This is a genomic window from Roseivivax halotolerans (genome assembly GCF_900115815.1).
Taxonomy (GTDB): domain Bacteria; phylum Pseudomonadota; class Alphaproteobacteria; order Rhodobacterales; family Rhodobacteraceae; genus Roseivivax; species Roseivivax halotolerans.
The window spans coordinates 229,700-242,966 of record NZ_FOXV01000006.1 but is presented as its reverse complement, the minus strand read 5'-3'; the positions used below and the strand labels follow the sequence as shown (position 1 = coordinate 242,966).

At 64.6% G+C, this 13,267-nt stretch carries 14 protein-coding genes; 5 read left to right on the top strand and 9 right to left on the bottom strand.

What is annotated here, in order from left to right:
• Positions 1–315 precede the first annotated feature (315 nt).
• The 3 genes from BM171_RS10755 to BM171_RS10745 all read right to left on the bottom strand — a co-directional run bounded on the left by BM171_RS10755 (position 316) and on the right by BM171_RS10745 (position 3,718).
• The gene (locus BM171_RS10755) at positions 316–690 is read right to left on the bottom strand and encodes a hypothetical protein (protein ID WP_139218694.1); all 375 of its coding nucleotides are present in this window, start codon (positions 688–690) and stop codon (positions 316–318) included.
• Complete coding sequence (locus BM171_RS10750) at positions 690–1,088, bottom strand: hypothetical protein (protein WP_093011777.1); 399 nt, start codon at positions 1,086–1,088, stop codon at positions 690–692. Before BM171_RS10750 ends, BM171_RS10755 begins: the two co-directional genes overlap by 1 nt.
• Before the next feature lie 341 nt (positions 1,089–1,429).
• Positions 1,430–3,718, bottom strand: a complete 2,289-nt coding sequence (locus BM171_RS10745; RefSeq protein ID WP_093011774.1) for an adenosylcobalamin-dependent ribonucleoside-diphosphate reductase — start codon at positions 3,716–3,718, stop codon at positions 1,430–1,432.
• Between the two features lie 116 nt (positions 3,719–3,834).
• On the opposite strand from BM171_RS10745, the gene BM171_RS10740 reads away from it, so the two are divergent.
• Positions 3,835–4,266 (top strand): DUF1489 family protein, encoded by a 432-nt coding sequence (locus BM171_RS10740; RefSeq protein ID WP_093011771.1) that lies wholly within the window; start codon positions 3,835–3,837, stop codon positions 4,264–4,266.
• Positions 4,267–4,270: 4 nt separating this feature from the next.
• Here the strand turns inward: BM171_RS10740 and BM171_RS10735 are convergent, their stop codons facing one another.
• Positions 4,271–5,185, bottom strand: coding sequence for a hypothetical protein (locus BM171_RS10735; protein WP_093011767.1), 915 nt, complete (start codon positions 5,183–5,185; stop codon positions 4,271–4,273).
• Between the two features lie 216 nt (positions 5,186–5,401).
• Between BM171_RS10735 and yghU the strand changes: the two genes are divergently transcribed.
• Both yghU and BM171_RS10725 read left to right on the top strand, forming a co-directional pair.
• On the top strand, positions 5,402–6,256 hold the full coding sequence (yghU, locus tag BM171_RS10730) for a glutathione-dependent disulfide-bond oxidoreductase (RefSeq protein ID WP_093011764.1): 855 nt from the start codon (positions 5,402–5,404) through the stop codon (positions 6,254–6,256).
• The gene (locus BM171_RS10725) at positions 6,253–7,098 is read left to right on the top strand and encodes a class I SAM-dependent methyltransferase (RefSeq protein ID WP_093011761.1); all 846 of its coding nucleotides are present in this window, start codon (positions 6,253–6,255) and stop codon (positions 7,096–7,098) included. The genes yghU and BM171_RS10725 overlap by 4 nt, the downstream gene beginning before the upstream one ends.
• Before the next feature lie 63 nt (positions 7,099–7,161).
• Here the strand turns inward: BM171_RS10725 and choX are convergent, their stop codons facing one another.
• The 5 genes from choX to hisS form a co-directional block, all read right to left on the bottom strand.
• A complete protein-coding gene (gene choX, locus BM171_RS10720; RefSeq protein ID WP_093011831.1) occupies positions 7,162–8,088 on the bottom strand; it encodes a choline ABC transporter substrate-binding protein in 927 nt (308 codons plus the stop codon).
• A 180-nt stretch (positions 8,089–8,268) separates the two neighbouring features.
• On the bottom strand, positions 8,269–8,967 hold the full coding sequence (locus BM171_RS10715; RefSeq protein ID WP_093011758.1) for a L,D-transpeptidase: 699 nt from the start codon (positions 8,965–8,967) through the stop codon (positions 8,269–8,271).
• 481 nt (positions 8,968–9,448) lie between these two features.
• Positions 9,449–10,141 carry an ATP phosphoribosyltransferase gene (gene hisG / locus BM171_RS10705; RefSeq protein WP_093011752.1) on the bottom strand — a complete coding sequence of 231 codons (693 nt, stop codon included), beginning with the start codon at positions 10,139–10,141 and terminating at the stop codon, positions 9,449–9,451.
• On the bottom strand, positions 10,138–11,220 hold the full coding sequence (locus BM171_RS10700; RefSeq protein WP_093011749.1) for an ATP phosphoribosyltransferase regulatory subunit: 1,083 nt from the start codon (positions 11,218–11,220) through the stop codon (positions 10,138–10,140). Before BM171_RS10700 ends, hisG begins: the two co-directional genes overlap by 4 nt.
• Entirely contained in the window at positions 11,217–12,701 is a 1,485-nt protein-coding gene (gene hisS, locus BM171_RS10695; RefSeq protein WP_093011746.1) for a histidine--tRNA ligase, read from the bottom strand. Before hisS ends, BM171_RS10700 begins: the two co-directional genes overlap by 4 nt.
• Positions 12,702–12,796: 95 nt before the next feature.
• Here hisS and BM171_RS10690 point away from each other — a divergent pair, with 95 nt between their 5' ends.
• Positions 12,797–13,003, top strand: coding sequence for a SlyX family protein (locus BM171_RS10690; RefSeq protein ID WP_093011743.1), 207 nt, complete (start codon positions 12,797–12,799; stop codon positions 13,001–13,003).
• A 78-nt stretch (positions 13,004–13,081) separates the two neighbouring features.
• Positions 13,082–13,255, top strand: coding sequence for a hypothetical protein (locus tag BM171_RS18910; RefSeq protein ID WP_172974913.1), 174 nt, complete (start codon positions 13,082–13,084; stop codon positions 13,253–13,255).
• The last annotated feature ends 12 nt before the right edge of the window (positions 13,256–13,267 follow it).

Sequence of the window (13,267 nt, the reverse complement as noted above, 5' to 3'; positions counted from 1 at the left end):
AGTGGTCTTGCGGGACGTGATCCTCAAGCGAGAACTCGTAGAACAACGCCGGTTGCACCTCCTGCCGCGGTCCCATCATCGCCGATCCTCCCACCGTTCGCAGGAATTGAATCAGCCAGATGCCCCCCGATCAAGGACGAGTTTTTCAACGGAATACGCCCATTTTGCAAGACTGTATTCGAACACCCCGAGAGAACAGCCATCCATGGAGAGCGGCACTCGATGCTTCGCGATGACGGGTACAAATGAGACAAAGCAATTACTTATCCAGGCCAGGGCCACTCTGTAGCGATCCTGGCCCCATTATCTGACACACTACTCGCGGCAGGCTTGAAAGCTCTCTATCGCAGCCGAGAGCAGGCTCGCGATGGTCTCGAGCGTTGCGCCATCCGGCGTGGTGCGCCAACGCAGTCCGTAGGGGTCTATTGGACGCCGGCGCGCAAAAGCCGCCTCGCCGTCGAGGCGTTCGGCCGCTATGCGGCGGCATACCTTTTGACGCATGCCACGGCAGGCTGCGAGGCGCGCGGCATCAGTTGCGGCCGGATCCAGCATGTCGTGATACGTGGACATGCTGGGCGAGAAGGCTTCCGCCGCAGCATGTGCGCGGAAGTCGATCAGGTCGAGCCATTGGGCGGCAAGGCGTGTTAGGCTGCGCGCCTTGGCGAGCGTTGCCGTTTGCGTCTCAAACATCATACGGCCTCCCGTATGCCGACAATTCCGGCGAGGCGCAGCGCCTCAAGCGCGCGCAGGCCGCGGCCCAGGGCCTCTGCGCAGTTTCGCGCGTCACAGGCGCGAGGATCATCCGGGTGGACGGCTGCAAAGCGCCGGGCCTCGACGCTCTTGATGTCGCTGGTGAATTCGAGACGCAGCAGCCGGTTGAGCTCTTGGAGCTCATAACGGCGAGCGGCCAGATCTTTGCCAGCTTTCGCAGCCTCGACGACCGCGCGAGCCCGCGCGGCCCATTTGCGTCCGCCCAGGAGCTCAGCCGCGGCGACAAGGCTGTCACCGTCCGCGCGCAGCCAGCGCATGAAATCGCTGGCCTTGTTCATGTGCCGGAGCAGGGCACGGATATCGGGAATGTGTTTCATGGGATCACCTTTCCTGGTGGTATGCGCGGGCCCGCCATGGGCCGCGTCAGAAGATCCCTGCTCCGGTCAAATGTTTTCTTTTCTGGTGCCCGCATTACCAGCGGCACGAGATTGCTCGGCGCGGCCTCATCAAGAGGGCCGTGCCGGGCAATCCGTGATGCCAGAGGCGCGCAGATTCAGCCTAAGGGGTCAGATTTTGGGTTCCAAAACCTGCTTCGGAAAAACCCTATATCTTCCAGTGCCTTACAGACGCTGGCAAAACTTTTGCCGACGCGTGGCAGTAAAATCCGCTGATTTGGCATAACTACGCCCGCAACGACAGGCTAGCAACAAATCCCCACTCACCCGCATTTCGAATGACCGCAGCTTGCGCAGGTCATGCAGCCTTCGACCATCCGCATTTCGAACTGGCCGCAGGACGGGCAGGCCTTGCCGCGGGGGGCGCCGTCAAGGTTGACAACTGCGGCGGTGGGGTCGCTCTTGAGCCCGAGGCCCTCGCCTTCGAGGAAGCCTATGGCGATGAGATGCTGTTCGATCACGCCGCCGATCGCCGCGAGGATCGAAGGGATGTACTTGCCCTTCACCCAAGCGCCGCCGCGCGGGTCGAACACCGCTTTCAGCTCTTCGACGACGAAGCTCACATCGCCGCCGCGCCGGAAGACCGCGGAAATCATCCGCGTCAGCGCCACGGTCCAGGCGAAATGCTCCATGTTCTTGGAGTTGATGAAGACCTCGAAGGGCCGGCGGCGTCCACCGACGATGATGTCGTTGATCGTCAGGTAGATTGCATGCTCGCTATCGGGCCATTTCAGCTTGTAGGTCGCCCCTTCCAGCGATTGCGGCCGGTCGAGCGGTTCGGACATGTACACCACCTCGGCGCTGCCTTCGCCTTCGGAGACGAGAACCGGCTTCTCCTCGGCCTTCGGCTCGGCGTCCGACACGCTCAGGACAGAGCCCGTCACTTCGTTCGGGCGGTAGGTCGTGCAGCCTTTGCAGCCGGTCTCGTAGGCCTGCATGTAGACGTCCTTGAACGCCTCGAAGGAGATGTCCTCGGGGCAGTTGATCGTCTTCGAGATCGAGCTGTCGATCCATTTCTGCGCCGCCGCCTGCATCTTGACGTGCTCGGCCGGACTCAGCGTCTGGGCATTGACGAAATGGTCGGGCAGGTCCGCGTCCTCGCCGAACTTGGCGCGGAACATCTGCACCGCGTAATCCTCGACGCGCTCCTCGGTGCGGGTGCCGTCCTTCTGCAGAACCTTGCGGGTGTAGCTGTAGGCGAAGACCGGCTCGATCCCTGAAGAGACATTGCCCGCGTAAAGCGAGATCGTGCCGGTCGGCGCGATGGATGTCAGGAGCGCGTTGCGGATGCCGTGCTCCCGGATCGCGTCGCGCACATCCTCGTCCATCTGCATCATGTTGCCCGAGGCCAGATAGCCCTCCGCGTCGAAAAGCGGAAATGGCCCCTTCTCTTTCGCAAGCTCGACGGAGGCGAGATAGGCGGCCCGCGCGATCTGCTTGAGCCAGGCCTCTGTCTGCGCCGCCGCCTCGTCGGAGCCATAGCGCAACCCCAACATCAGGAGCGCATCGGCAAGGCCGGTGACACCAAGCCCGATTCTGCGCTTGTTCTGCGCTTCCTCGGCTTGCTCGGCCAGGGGAAAGCGCGAGGCATCGACGACATTGTCCATCATGCGGATCGCGGTGCCGACGATACGGTCCAGCGCTTCGGGATCGAGCCGCGCGTCCTTCTCGAACGGGTCCGCCACGAGCCGCGCGAGGTTCACCGAGCCCAGAAGGCAGGCGCCGTAGGGCGGCAGCGGCTGTTCGCCACAAGGATTGGTGGCCGCGATCGTCTCGCAGTAATTGAGATTGTTGGCCTCGTTGATGCGATCGATGAAGATCACGCCTGGTTCAGCGTAATCATACGTCGCGCGCATGATCCGGTTCCAGAGATCCCGCGCCTTCAGCGTCTTGTAGACGCGTCCGTTGAACGTCAGCTCCCATTTTCCGTCGGCCTTCACCGCTTCCATGAAAGCATCGCTGACGAGCACGGAGAGGTTGAACATTCGCAACCGCGCGCTGTCGGCCTTGGCGCCGATGAAATCCTCGATATCCGGGTGATCGCAGCGCATCGTCGCCATCATCGCGCCCCGCCGCGAGCCTGCGGACATGATCGTGCGGCACATCGCGTCCCAGACATCCATGAACGAGAGCGGCCCCGACGCATCCGCCGCCACGCCTTCGACCAGCGCGCCGCGCGGCCGGATCGTGGAGAAATCGTAGCCGATCCCCCCGCCCTGCTGCATGGTCAGCGCGGCTTCCTTCAGCATGTCGAAGATCCCGGCCATCGAGTCGGGGATCGTGCCCATGACGAAGCAGTTGAACAGCGTCACGGAGCGGCCCGTCCCGGCGCCCGCGGTGATGCGGCCTGCTGGCAGGTATTTGAAATCCTCCAGCGCCTCGTAGAAACGCGGCTCCCACGCCTTCGGGTCATCCTCGACCTCCGCCAGGGCGCGGGCGATCCGTGACCATGTCTCTTCGACGCTCATGTCGATCGGCGTGTCGTCGGCTTCCTTGAGACGATATTTCATGTCCCAGATTTGCTCGGCGATGGGGGCGGCGAAGCGGGTCATCGACAGAATCCTTGGCAGCGGGGAAGGCCCTCCAATCTAGCGGAAAGCCCGGCATGGCACAACTGGTTGATGCGTGCTCTGCGACGGCTAAATATGGCGTGAAAGGAGCCCGGTCCGTGTCCAAGCCCGTTCATCTTCTCAAGCTCTCTGCAGGCACTGAAAGCGTCGAACAGCTTGTCCGCTGGCAGGCTTCGGCGCGCGCGAAGGGTGCGGACGGGCTGCCCCGTCATGTCACGCGGATGTGGCCCAAGAAGGAAGCGCAGATCCTCGAGGGCGGCTCGATCTACTGGGTGATAAAGGGCCTGATACAGTGCCGCCAGCGGATCGAGCGCCTCGATGAAGTGACGGGTGGCGACGGCATTCGACGCTGCGCCATCGTTCTCGACCCCGAGATCGTCCGGGTGAACCCGGCCCCTCGCCGTCCCTTTCAGGGGTGGCGTTATCTGGCCGCCGAGGATGCCCCGGGCGACCTTTCGGCCACCCGCGCCGACGATGACGAGCTGCCGCCCGAGCTCGCCGGCGCGCTGGCCGAACTTGGCGTGATCTGAGGGCTCAGAATCCGCCGACGCTCAGCAGACCATCCACGGCGTTGCGGTCGCTCTTGGCGAGGTTCCGCGTCGCGCCGGCACCCGGCAGGCGCTTTGCCTGCGCATCGCCCAGAAGCACGGTCGCGCCAAAGGTGATGTTGTGGCCGTCCGCGTCGCCGCCCAGCACTTCGGAATTATAGCGCGCGTATTCCCCGCTCAGCAGGATCGGACGCCCGGCCGCCGAGAGGTTGTAGGCGACGCCGAGCGACGTGGTGTGCAGGTTGCTGTCGATCTCGTCCGACGTCGCAATCTGGTGCGCGCCGAAAGTGGTCAGCCCGTTGCCGAAATCGTAAGTAGCGCCCAGCGCGTAGGATTGCGCGCTCGCGGTATCTCCACCAGCCTCGAAATCGCTGTTCACGCCTTTGCCGTAGAGGCTGAGCTGAGTGTTGACGTCATAACGCACGCGCAGACCGTAATCGGTGATGTCCACATCGTCGCCAACGAGATCGCTCGCATCGGTCTCGCCGATAAAGGCCGAAGTTTCGAGCCCTGCCGCGCGATACGTGCCTTCGAGCCCGTAGCTGTTCGCGGTGACGCTATCCACGCCGTCCGCATCGACGGTGGTCGATGAGAAATAAAGGCCAACGCCGCCCGCGGGCGAGAACCAGTATTTTGGAAGGATCTCGCCGGTGAAGAGGGTCGCGTCGAAATCGTCGTCGCCGCCCTGCGCTGCGCGCGAAAGATCAAGATCGAAGGTGAGCGGACCATTCGCGATATCCGCGTCGAAGGCCATAAGGGAGGTTTGGAAATCGCTCCCTTCGACCTCGCCCATACCATAGCCAAGCGTCAGAGCCGCACCGCCGCTTGTTTGCGCGTAGGCCGGCGCCGCCATTGCCAGAATGAGGAAAGACCCCACCGCCGTGAGTGTTTTGCCTGTCATGTCACTGCCTCGGTTTTTGTTTTATGATTTGGTGATCGCAGTGTCCAGGAGTCCCGTCAAGATTGCATCACACATGGACGTGACATGAGCCATCCTCCGCCAGCGGGGAGCGCTCTGCACGGGGCCTGTGCATCCTGGAACGTTCGCGCATCTGGCATTCCCGGATCTGCGGGATAAATCTCGACCAAGGACACGCAATTCATATCGCGAGGGATCATGACCTATACGCCTCCCGAAGTCTGGACCTGGGACGCCGAGAATGGCGGCACCTGGGGCAGCCTCAACCGCCCTATCGCCGGGCCGACCCACGACAAGGAACTGCCCATCGGGAAACACCCGTTCCAGCTCTATTCGCTGGCCACGCCGAACGGCGTGAAGGTCACGGTCCTGTTCGAGGAGTTGCTTGAAGCGGGCGTGACCGACGCCGAATACGACGCCTGGCTCATCAAGATCGGCGATGGCGACCAGTTCGGCTCGGGCTTCGTCGAGGTGAATCCCAATTCCAAGATCCCGGCGCTCGTGGACCGCTCCGGCGACACGCCGGTGCGCGTCTTCGAGAGCGTCGCGATCATGATGCACCTGGCGGAGAAGTTCGGGAAATTCCTCGGTAAGCCCGAAGACCGGCCCGAGCTTCTGTCCTGGTTGATGTGGCAGATGGGCTCCGCGCCCTTCCTTGGCGGCGGGTTCGGGCACTTCTACGCCTATGCACCCGAGCCGATGGAATACCCGATCAACCGCTATGCGATGGAGGTGAAGCGTCAACTGGACGTGCTGAACCGTCACCTCGCGGAGAACAAGTTCATGATCGGCGACGAATACACCATCGCCGATATGGCGATCTGGCCATGGTACGGGCGGCTCGTGCAGGGGCAGGCCTACGATGCGGGCACGTTTCTGTCGGTCCATGAATACGAGCACGTCATCCGCTGGGCCGAGGAAATCGAGGCGCGTCCCGCCGCGCGCCGGGGCCGTATGGTCAACCGCACCTTCGGCGAGCCGGAAGAGCAACTTCATGAACGGCATGACGCGTCGGATTTCGAGACGAAGACGCAGGATAAGATCGGCGAATGAGCCGCCCCAACGCCGCGCAGGTCGAGTTCTGGGGCGGTGATCCGGGTCGCCGATGGGTGACTCATCACGCCGATCTCGATCACCTTCATCGCGGCGTGGCAGAGCTGGTGCTTGAAACTGCGGAGCTTACTCCGGGCATGCGCGTTGTGGATATCGGCTGCGGCGGCGGGGCTTTGACCCTCGCCGCCGCGGATCGGGTGGGCTCAGGGGGCGAGGTGCTCGGCCTCGATATCTCCGCGACACTGCTCAAGCTTGCCGAGGAGACGCGCCGCGAGGCAGGCACCGCCAATGCGCGTTTCGTCGAGGCGGACGCGCAGACATACGCGTTCGACGACGCATTTGACCGCGTGATCTCTCGCTTCGGAGTAATGTTCTTCGACGATTTCGACGCCGGTTTTGCGAACCTTCGGGCGGCCCTCGCCCCCGGCGGACGTCTCGTCGCCGCCACATGGGCACCGGCAGAGCATAATCCGTGGTTCTCGGACGCGCGCCGCGTCGCGGTGGAGCGTCTTGGCGCACCGCCCGCGGGCGACCCGGATGCGCCAGGCCCGATGGCGCTCCGAGATCCCGAGCGGATCGACGTCATCCTGAAGCGCGCGGGCTTCGGTGACGTCGAGATTTCGCAGCGGGATATCACCCTCACCCATCCCGAGGGTTGGACCGCGATGGAACGTCTACTGCCCGCCATCGGGCCGATCCCGTCGGTTCTGCGCGACCGGAACGACAGTGACGCGGACCTAGCGACGATCCTCGCGACGCTGCGCGCGGAGTGGCAGCCATATCTCGCGACAGGCCCGCTGAATCTGCCGGGGCGGATCAACCTCGTGACGGCCATCCGATAGGCCTCATAAAAAACGCCGGCCCGCGTGTGGCAGGCCGGCGCGTATCATTCCTCTCAAAGAGGATTATTGCAGCGCGGACATCATCGCTTCGACCGCATCGCCGCCATCGACGGTGGTCACGCCGTCGAGCCAGCCTTCCACGGTGTCGGTGTTGGCGGTGAGCCACTGCATTGCGGCCTCATCCCCGTCCATGCCGTCGTTCAGGATCGAACCCATGATCTGGTTCTCCATCTCGAGCGTGAATTCGAGGTTCTCGAGCAGCGTCTGCACGTTCGGGCAATCCTCGGCGAAGCCTGCGCGGGTGTTGGTGTAGACGGTCGCGCCGCCGAGGTTCGGGCCGAAGTAATCGTCGCCCCCCTCAAGATAGGTCAGATCGTAATTCGCGTTCATCGGATGGGGTTCCCAGCCGAGGAAGACGATGGGTTCGTCGCGATCCGACGCGCGGCCGACCTGCGCCAGCATCCCCTGCTCCGAGCTTTCGCGAATATCGAATTCGCCGAGGCCGAACGCGTCGTCCTCGATCATCGACAGGATCAGGCGGTTGCCGTCATTGCCGGGCTCGATGCCGTAGATGGTCGACTCGAGTGCATCGGCGTTCTGTGCAATCGCCTCGAAGCTGTCGATCCCGAGCTCCGCACCGGCGGCATTGGTCGCGAGCGTGTATTTCGCACCTTCGAGGTTCGCGCGCACGGTTTCGACGGTCCCCGCCTCACGGTAGGGCGCGATGTCGTTTTCCATCGTCGGCATCCAGTTGCCGAGGAAGACATCCACATCGCCGTCAGCCATCGCTGTATAGGTCACCGGCACCGACAGAACGCGGGTCTCGGTCTCGTAGCCCAGCGCCTCGAGAACGGTGGTCGTCGCCGCGGTCGTGGCGGTGATGTCGGTCCAGCCGACATCGGCAAAGATCACGCTGTCGCAGGTCTCCTGCGCCATCGCGGTTCCGGCCACGAGGGTCAGCGCAAATGCGGAGGTCAATGTCTTTTTCATCTCGATCTCTCCCTGAGATATCTCGGTTCTGAAGATGTCGCAGATCATGCGGGTTCTGACCGGGGTGTCAAAGAAGTATCTCGTGAAGCATGGCGAAAGGGTCGAAGCCCCTGACGATACTTGAAAAACGCCATTTTCACCGCGGCGAGCACGCCGGCACACGCCGCGGTGACGGAGGAGTCAGTAGAGCGGCCCGAGGCCCTTGGGCCGCATCGACGGCAGCACGATGACGTCCGCGCCGTGAACTGCTCGGTCGTTCAGATGGATCACGTCCTGGTCGAGCATCCGGATGCAGCCCGAGGAGACCGCCCGGCCCAACTCCCGCGCGACGGCATCTCCATGCACCCGGTAGAGCGTGTCGACGCCGTTCTGGAAGAGATAGAGCGCACGGGCACCCATCGGATTGTCCGGCCCGGGATCCATGCCGCCATTTGCGACCGAATAAGGCGCGAGTTCGGGCCGCCGCGCGATCATCGCCTCGGGCACTTTCCAGCGCGGCCAGGAGCGCCAGAACTGGAGCCGCGCCGTGCCCTCCCAGTCGAAGCCTGCGGCACCGACACTGACGCCATACCGGGTCGCGGTCTCGGGCGTCTCGATGAAGTAGAGCATCGCGGAATCGGGATCGACGACGATGGTACCGTGCGCCTTGCCCGGCCAGAGGTTGGGCACCTCCTGACGCCAGTACTTCGGGTCGAGCACACCTTCCTCCACTGCGGGGATCGGGAAGGGCTCGTCGGTGATGGCACCGTAGAAGTCGGGAAGCGCTGGCACGGATGGCTCAGGCGGGACGGCCTCGGTGACGGGATCAGCGGCAGGGCGCGCGCAGGCGGACAGCGTGGCGAAAGCGCCTCCCGCCATGAAATTGCGACGGTTCAGCATGGGAAAAGCTCCGGTCGATCAGAAATCTCGGGTTAGTGTCGAGGTCCGATCAGCCGAGTCGCGGGGGGTCTTTCGCGGGGGATATGTACGCTTGTCGGGGCCAGCGCGCCTTCTCAGGGCGGGGCGTGGTATCTACCACCGGCATTGCGCCGTGGCCCGAGGCGGCGCGCGGCAGGATCACGTGCAAGCAAGGGGCACCGGGAAGGGTTGCGGTCCGGCAAGGTCTCGTCGCACGCGCATCGCGCGCCTCGGCGTCGGTTGAGCCGTGCGCGGTGTCTTCATAGGGCATCTCTGCGGAAACCTGCGCCGGACTTCCCGCCGCGTGCAGATATGCGCCCCACGGCAAGGCGAGGAGCACCAACAGCATCAGGGACAGGACACGCAGGACCGGCATGCGCCCCGTATCGGCAGGCTGCGCCAGCCTGTCCAGACCGCGCATGCCGGCAGAGATGACGTCTGCGTGTGGATGACGTGATCGGCGCTAAAGCCCCAGCATGTCACACAGCTGCTTCAGAACCGCCCGATCGGCGTCGGTCTTGGTCGCGGTCCGCGAGCGGAAGAGCGTCGCCTGGCTGCGGAGGATCGGCTCCTCGCCCAAGGGACGGAGGTGGTTGGCGCGCAGCGTCTCGCCGGTCGAGGTGATATCCGCGATGGCCTCCGCGGTGCGGTTCGCGACCGTGCCCTCGGTCGCGCCCTGGCTGTCCACCAGCGCGTAGTCGGCCACCCCGCCGTCGCGCAGGTAGTCGCGCACGAGCCGGTGATACTTGGTCGCGATCCTGAGACGGAAGCCGTGCCGCGCCCGGAACGCCGCTGCCGCACCATCTAGATCGTCGAGCGTCGTCACGTCGACCCAGGCGCGCGGCACGGCGAGGATGAGATCGGCATGGCCGAAACCGAGCTCCGATAGCGGCTCGACCTTCTGCTCCCATTGCACGAGCTTTTCGTGAACAAGGTCCGTGCCAGTGACGCCGAGATGAATGCGCCCGGCCTCAAGTTCGCGCGGGATCTCCCCCGCTGAGAGAAGCACAAGCGACACACCGTCAATGCCGCTCACCGCGCCCGAATATTCCCGGTCGGAGCCCGTGCGCTCAAGCGTGATGCCCCGCGCGCCGAACCAGTCGAAGGTTTTTTCCATGAGCCGGCCCTTGGAGGGCACACCGAGCTTGATCGTCATGGCTCGCCTCCGATCTCGCTCAGGATGTCGGGGCGGATGACGCCGCCCACGGCCGGGATGCTCTCGCCCTGCCCGAGCCGTGCCGTCAGCGCATCATACCGCCCGCCGGTCGCAACGGGCGGCAGATCAGGCCGCCGCTCCGCGTAGAAGCCGAAGACGAAGCCGTCGTAATATTCCATCGAAGTCCGCCCGTAGGCCGCCTCGAAATCGAGGATGTCGACGTTCACGCCGCGTGCGGCCAGCGCATCGCAGCGCCGCTCGAAGCGGTCGACAGCCGCACGTAGCGGCGGGTGATCCATGCCGAGATGCTTGAGATGGTCGATGGCGAAGGGGCAGGTCTCCGCCACGCTCAGAAGCTCGTCGATCATCTCGACCTCGCCGCGCGCGATGGGCGGCTCGTCCGCATCGGCCCGGAGCGCCTCGATCCGCGCGGCGATCTCCTCGCGGTCGCGCAGGCCGATGATCGGCGCGGCACATGCCATGGGATCGGCTTCCGCCAGAAGCGCGCGCCGGCTCTCGGGCAGAGGCGACTTGCCGGAAAAGCGGTTGAGCAGTTGCCGGAACCGCCGGGGCCGCCAGATATGCCGCAGGAGCGCCGCGCGCCGCGCCTCGGACGTGCCAAGCCCCGCGACGGCCGCCATGAGGATGCCGATATCGCCTGTCGCCGCCCGCAGCGGCAGACCCTCGAGCGCCGATTGCAGCGCGCAGAACACTTCCGCATCCGCCGCCTCCGGGTCCGTCCGGTCGAAAAGCTCGAAGCCGACCTGCAGGTATTCCGACGCACGGCCGGGATGATCCTCCTGCCGCCGGAACACCTCACCGGCATAGGTGTAGCGCGCAGGCTCCGCGCCGCCGGCCATGTGCATCTGCACGACCGGCACGGTGAAATCGGGCCGCAGCATCCGCTCGCCCCGCGCAGGATCCTGGGTGACATAGGCACGCGCGCGGATATCCTCGCCATAGAGGTCGAGCAGCGTTTCGGCCGGTTGCAGGATGTCGCATTCCACGACCGCCGCCCCCGCCGCCTCGAAGATGCCGCGCAGTTCGAGCGCGCGTTCGCGTGCGGCGCGCGTCGTCATGAATAGCGGTCCACGATCTCTTTGACGCGGGCGACCATGTCGTCGCGCGGGGCCTCGAATTGGGAGGGGCGCTCTTTCCACTCTTCGAGCGTCGCATCGGCGGCAATCTCGGCACCAAGGATGAGATCCTTGATCTGCACGATGCCTTTGTCGAACTCGTCCGAGCCCGCGATGATCGCCGCCGGGGCCTGACGCCGGTCCGCATATTTGAGCTGGTTGCCGAAATTCTTAGGATTGCCGAGATAGACCTCGGCGCGGATGCCCGCCTGCCGCAACTCCGCGACCATCGACTGGTAATCGGCCATCCGGTCGCGATCCATCACCGTGACGACCACGGGGCCCTTGGCGCTATCCCCCGACTTGCCGGTCTCGCGGAGCGCGGCGAGCAGGCGGTCGACACCGATGGAGACACCCGTCGCGGGCACGGCCTGCCCGGTGAAGCGCTTGACCAGATCGTCATAGCGCCCGCCCCCCGCAACCGAACCGAACTGACGCGGACGGCCTTTTTCGTCTTTGATCTCGAAGGTCAGCTCCGCCTCGAAGACCGGGCCGGTGTAATAGCCGAGGCCCCGGACGACGGAGGGATCGATGACGATGCGGTCGGGTCCGTAGCCTTGAGCGGCGAGGAGGCCCGCGATCTGGCGAAGCTCGGCAATGCCGTCGGCCCCTTTCAGGCTATCGCCCACCGCGGATTGCAGGTTGGCAAGCGTCGTGTCGGCGTCCTCGCCCTTCGATGTCAGAAACGCGATGACGGGCTCGGCTTGATCATCGCCAAGACCGACGCCGTCGATATAAGCGCCCGAGGCGTCGAGACGGCCCTTGCCCAGCAGCTCGCGCACTCCCGCTTCACCGACCTTGTCGAACTTGTCGATCGTGCGAAGGACAGCATCACGCGTGGCGTCGTCCTCGACGCCCATCGTCTCCAGCACCCCCTCCAGCACCTTCCGGTTGTTCACCCGTACGACGTAATCCCCGCGCGCGATGCCGACCTCTTCCAGCGCATCGCAGAGCATCGCGCAGATCTCCGCATCGGCCGCCACGGAAGGCGCGCCCACGGTATCCGCATCGCATTGGTAGAACTGCCGGAACCGCCCCGGCCCCGGCTTCTCGTTCCGCCAGACCGGGCCCATCGCGTAGCGGCGATAAGGTGTCGGCAGATCGTTCCTGTGCTGCGCGTAGACCCGGGCGAGCGGCGCGGTCAGGTCGTAGCGGAGCGCCAGCCAGTCGGCCTTGCCCTCGGGGTCACCCTCCTGCCAGGCGAAGACGCCCTCGTTCGGTCGGTCCACATCGGGAAGGAATTTGCCCAGCGCCTCGACCGTCTCGACCGCGGAGCTTTCCAGCGCCTCGAACCCGTAGCGATGATAGACCCCTGCGATCTTCGAGAGCATCTCTGCGCGCTCGGTCACGTCCGCGCCGAAATAGTCGCGGAAGCCCTTGGGCGTCTCGGCCTTCGGACGGGGCTGTTTCTTCTCTTTGGCCATGATGTAAGGCTCTGCGTTGGGGCGGCGTTGCGCGGCCTCCTCTAGCCTCTCGAGGCAACAGGGGCAAGAACACGCCCGAGCGGAAAGGACGAGCCATGAGCGAGCGCATCGACCGGATCGAAGAACGGCTGGCGGAGCTTCTGCGCCAGACCGACGAGCTCTCCGAAGTGATCGCGCGGCAGGACCGCGAACTCGACCGGCTGCAAGGCCAGGTCGCACTGCTTCTGCGCCGCGAGGCCGAACGCGAAAGCGACCAGACCGGCGCGCATCTTTACGGCGACGAGAAACCGCCGCATTGGTGAGCCGAATGCGCGGCGCGCGGGAAACCCGGAGGCGCTTTGCGGCGTTATCTCTTCGGTTCAACCGGCGGAGGGTTTCCCATGTCCAGACTGATCGGCCTCATCCTTGTTGTTGTCATCATCATCGCGATCCTGATGTTCTTCGGCTTCATCGAGCTCAGCCCGGAAGGCGAGCAGGCGATCGACGACACGCAGGAGAATGTCGGCCAGGCCATCGAGAATACCGGCGAAGCGATCCAGAACGACGGCAACTGAGTTACTGCCTAG

Bases quoted from the DNA above. Each gene is read 5' to 3' on its own strand.
- BM171_RS10715 (WP_093011758.1), bottom strand. From the start codon at position 8,967: ATGCTGAACCGTCGCAATTTCATGGCGGGAGGCGCTTTCGCCACGCTG.
- BM171_RS10725 (WP_093011761.1), top strand. From the start codon at position 6,253: ATGAGCCGCCCCAACGCCGCGCAGGTCGAGTTCTGGGGCGGTGATCCG.
- BM171_RS18910 (WP_172974913.1), top strand. From the start codon at position 13,082: ATGTCCAGACTGATCGGCCTCATCCTTGTTGTTGTCATCATCATCGCG.
- BM171_RS10745 (WP_093011774.1), bottom strand. From the start codon at position 3,718: ATGACCCGCTTCGCCGCCCCCATCGCCGAGCAAATCTGGGACATGAAA.
- hisS (WP_093011746.1), bottom strand. From the start codon at position 12,701: ATGGCCAAAGAGAAGAAACAGCCCCGTCCGAAGGCCGAGACGCCCAAG.
- choX (WP_093011831.1), bottom strand. From the start codon at position 8,088: ATGAAAAAGACATTGACCTCCGCATTTGCGCTGACCCTCGTGGCCGGA.
- yghU (WP_093011764.1), top strand. From the start codon at position 5,402: ATGACCTATACGCCTCCCGAAGTCTGGACCTGGGACGCCGAGAATGGC.
- BM171_RS10700 (WP_093011749.1), bottom strand. From the start codon at position 11,220: ATGACGACGCGCGCCGCACGCGAACGCGCGCTCGAACTGCGCGGCATC.
- BM171_RS10690 (WP_093011743.1), top strand. From the start codon at position 12,797: ATGAGCGAGCGCATCGACCGGATCGAAGAACGGCTGGCGGAGCTTCTG.
- BM171_RS10750 (WP_093011777.1), bottom strand. From the start codon at position 1,088: ATGAAACACATTCCCGATATCCGTGCCCTGCTCCGGCACATGAACAAG.
- BM171_RS10735 (WP_093011767.1), bottom strand. From the start codon at position 5,185: ATGACAGGCAAAACACTCACGGCGGTGGGGTCTTTCCTCATTCTGGCA.
- BM171_RS10755 (WP_139218694.1), bottom strand. From the start codon at position 690: ATGTTTGAGACGCAAACGGCAACGCTCGCCAAGGCGCGCAGCCTAACA.
- hisG (WP_093011752.1), bottom strand. From the start codon at position 10,141: ATGACGATCAAGCTCGGTGTGCCCTCCAAGGGCCGGCTCATGGAAAAA.